Below are 3,178 nucleotides of genomic sequence, written 5' to 3'. Positions count from 1 at the left end.
CCCGCAACTCACGTTGCCGTGGGCCCCGCAGGCTTCGTCCGCTTGAACTGAGAGCGAGTAGTGCGCCGAGGACGAACCTTACAAAAAGGAGCGGTAATGGAGCATTGTTTCTGTGGGTCGGACGCCCGGGAGGAACAGCAACTCTCGACGCGCAAGCGGCGTGTTGCGGGCCGACCGTGGGCAGGCGTCCGGCCCGCGCGGTTCTGCGAACCGCAATAAATGAAAAAAAAGGTGACGGCCTAATTTAGGATAGCTCCGATGGGCTTCGGGTAGAGAATGCAGATAGCTTGTGGGGCAGGCCTGTGGAGATAGAGGCTGCTGTTTGGGGTGGTTCCAGCCAGCTTTTGGGTAGAGGCGGCCAGTTTTCGAGTGCCGAGCGGCACCCCCGTTTATTCCGAGAGGCACCGCAACTGAAAACCATAGGCGCGGTAGTCCGCTCCGTTGGGTCTGAGCCATGTTGCGTAGAAGTTTAAGTTCATGCCATTGATTCCGCTGACCGTGGATGTCCGACAGTATCCGCCCCCGCCGACATTGCCCAGTGCGCCCGTATCCCGAGGGCGGTAGCCCGGGGCGTTAATGGATCTTTATGAATATCAATAAAATAAATCTATAAATCCGATTATTTATGCAAAAGCCTGGTGAAATCCGCGTGAGCGGTGGACGAAAAATGAAAATCGAAATCGATGGTCTGATCGGGGTGCCGGAGTGGTGGAGTTTCGAAGGGGGGGAGGAGCGTGCGGCGACTTACGAACGTTTCCGACAGCAGGTCGAACGGATCGGAAGGTCGGGAGCGCGAAAAATCGAGGTAAAAATCCGATCGATCGGAGGAAATGTGCAGGATGCGTTTCTTATCTATGATGCGCTCTGTGCGCTGGCGGAGGAGGGGGCTGAAATTACTACGGTGTGTTGCGGTTATACGGCTTCGGCGGCCACGATCGTGGCGCAGGCGGCGACTTCGGGAAGGCGGTATGTCGCTTCGACGGCGCTCTATCTGATTCATAATGCGACGACTACGCTCGACGGAAATGCGTTCGACGCGGAACGGACGGCCAGGTTGTTGGACAAAACGGATGAGCGGATGGCACAGATTTATGCGCGTCGTTCGGGGCGGCCGGTGGAGGAGTTTCGGGAGCGGATGGCGCGGGACGGAGGGCGAGGGGAGTGGCTTTCGCCCGAAGAGGCGGTCGAGGCGGGGCTGGCTGACCGGGTCGGAGGCGTTACGGCGTGGGGGGAGCTCCGGGAACGAGCTGCGGAGCGGATTCGTAATTGGTTTATTTCAGAGAAAAACGCACAAAAGGAAGAAAAAATGCCAGTTTCAGATGGATGTGCGGTTGTGGAGGCGTTGGCGGCGCGAGGCGGGGAGGAGGGAGATTTGCGTGGTCGGATCGGGCGTTCCGAAACGGCGCCGTCGGAGGATCCGGGAGTTGCTGTGGCGGGGTTGATAGAGGAGGATTTTACAGAGTTTTCGCACAACAGTCGAGCTTATCACTTGGATGCTTCGCGTTTACGAAAAAGTTTTTAACAAATTATTAACAATGTGGGTGGCGCGGATAGTGGGTTGGGCAGGCTGCGGTGGCTTTGAGGCCGTGGCTGCCCACTCCGAGTGCCGGGAGGCACCGCCCGCCCGGCGAACGCGTTCGCGCCACGGCGCGCGGAACAGGGAATTGCGCCGAGGCTGCATTCGAACGCGCAAACTGATTATTCCATCGCTCAAACTGACGGACGATTAGTCTCGACGTGATGATTAACCGAATCATTCACAATTTATTAACAATCAAACTTACTAAACAGAATGGGAAAAATTATTGAAAATCCGAAAAATTATACCGGAAACGAACTCGAATCGGTCTTCTTCAGACCCCTCGTCAGTGGGCCCGATGCGATGGAGCTCGGGATCCGGGTCATGTACAACATGCCGGTGCCGACGACGCTCAATTTCTGGAAGCGCGGGACGGATCTCCTGCAACGCTATGCGGCGGGGTGGAAGGGTAGCGAGGCGGCGGATAAATACCAGAAGGTGATTCAGTTACACAAGGTGAAGGCCGAAATGGGTTATGCGGCGGAGGACTATTTCGCGATGGTCTACGAACGGATCGTCGGGCGCCCGGAGGTCAATCTGGGCGATTTGTCGGGCACGGAGCTTGAAGAGGCCGAAACGACGCTCTTCCGCGAGGCGATCGCCGAGGCGATTCGGGCGACGATGTGGGTCGGCGATACGGAACGGGCCAGCGGGTTCAATACGTTTGACGGATTCCTCAAACGGCTGGTGGCGGACACGGGGACGGGGGCGGAGGATGTGAAGCGGGTCGCGATGTTGCCGATGGGGACGGCGGGGAATGCCGAAAAGCTCTTCCGGGCGATCTATGCGGAGGCGCCGGCGCAGCTCCGGGCGATGAAGGGGGACGGGAGACTGGTGCTGCTGGTGACGCGCGATGTGGCGGAAAATTATGAGGAGAGCCTGCTCAGCGGGTCGCTGGACAGCGTCCGGGCGGCGCGGATCAATGGGATCGATCGGTTGTCGTTCCGGGGGATTCCGGTGGTGGACATCCAGGCGGAGGGGTATCTCGAAACGGTGGGCGATTTGCCGACTTCGTGGGCGATCCTGACGGACAGCCGAAACCTGGCGGTGGCGGTCAATACGGCGGATTTCCCGGGGTCGGAGGTCGCGATGTGGTACAATCCGGATCAGATGGAGAACAGACAGCGGGCAACGTTCATGGCGGGGTGCGACTATCTGCTGCCGGAGCTGATCGTGACGGCCTACTCGGAGGTCTAACGGTGCGTGTTTTGCCGCTGCGGCGGAGGGTGGGTGGGTCGGAACGCAGAAGAATGAATCGCGCAGGCGCGCGAACAAAAAACGGGGCAAGGAATTGGGCCGAGGCTGCCTTAGCGATACGTAGTATCGCTCCGTCCCGCCGGTGCGCCCATCGGGCGTTTTGCTAGGGTTCTCTTTGCCTTATTAACCGGACGCCGCCCGCGCAGGGCAGTTCCGTCCGGCTCGAAGCTCGACCGCGCGCGACTGCTGGAGAAGGAAATCATTCAAAGCGTCTTGCGCTTTGAATAAGATTTCCGTCAGCGCGCGGACAAAGAACGGGGGGTAGAGGCTGGCAGTAAAACGCCCTGTGGGCGCACCTGCCCGGCAGACGCGTTCGCGCCACGGCGGGCGGCCTTTATTACT

3 protein-coding genes are annotated in these 3,178 nt (G+C 59.1%); 2 read left to right on the top strand and 1 reads right to left on the bottom strand.

Going from position 1 to position 3,178, the window contains the following annotated elements:
* The first annotated feature begins 667 nt into the window (after nucleotides 1-667).
* Nucleotides 668-1,522 carry a Clp protease ClpP gene (locus tag QZ302_RS09570; protein ID WP_294594824.1) on the top strand — a complete coding sequence of 285 codons (855 nt, stop codon included), beginning with the start codon at nucleotides 668-670 and terminating at the stop codon, nucleotides 1,520-1,522.
* Between the two features lie 270 nt (nucleotides 1,523-1,792).
* On the top strand, nucleotides 1,793-2,776 hold the full coding sequence (locus QZ302_RS09565; RefSeq protein WP_294594822.1) for a hypothetical protein: 984 nt from the start codon (nucleotides 1,793-1,795) through the stop codon (nucleotides 2,774-2,776).
* Between the two features lie 183 nt (nucleotides 2,777-2,959).
* Here QZ302_RS09565 and QZ302_RS09560 read toward each other — a convergent pair.
* On the bottom strand, nucleotides 2,960-3,178 hold a 219-nt coding region (locus tag QZ302_RS09560), incomplete at its 5' end, for a hypothetical protein (RefSeq protein ID WP_294594820.1).

Source organism: uncultured Rikenella sp., from assembly GCF_910579375.1.
GTDB lineage: Bacteria > Bacteroidota > Bacteroidia > Bacteroidales > Rikenellaceae > Rikenella.
This window is presented reverse-complemented; position numbering and strand designations above follow the sequence as displayed.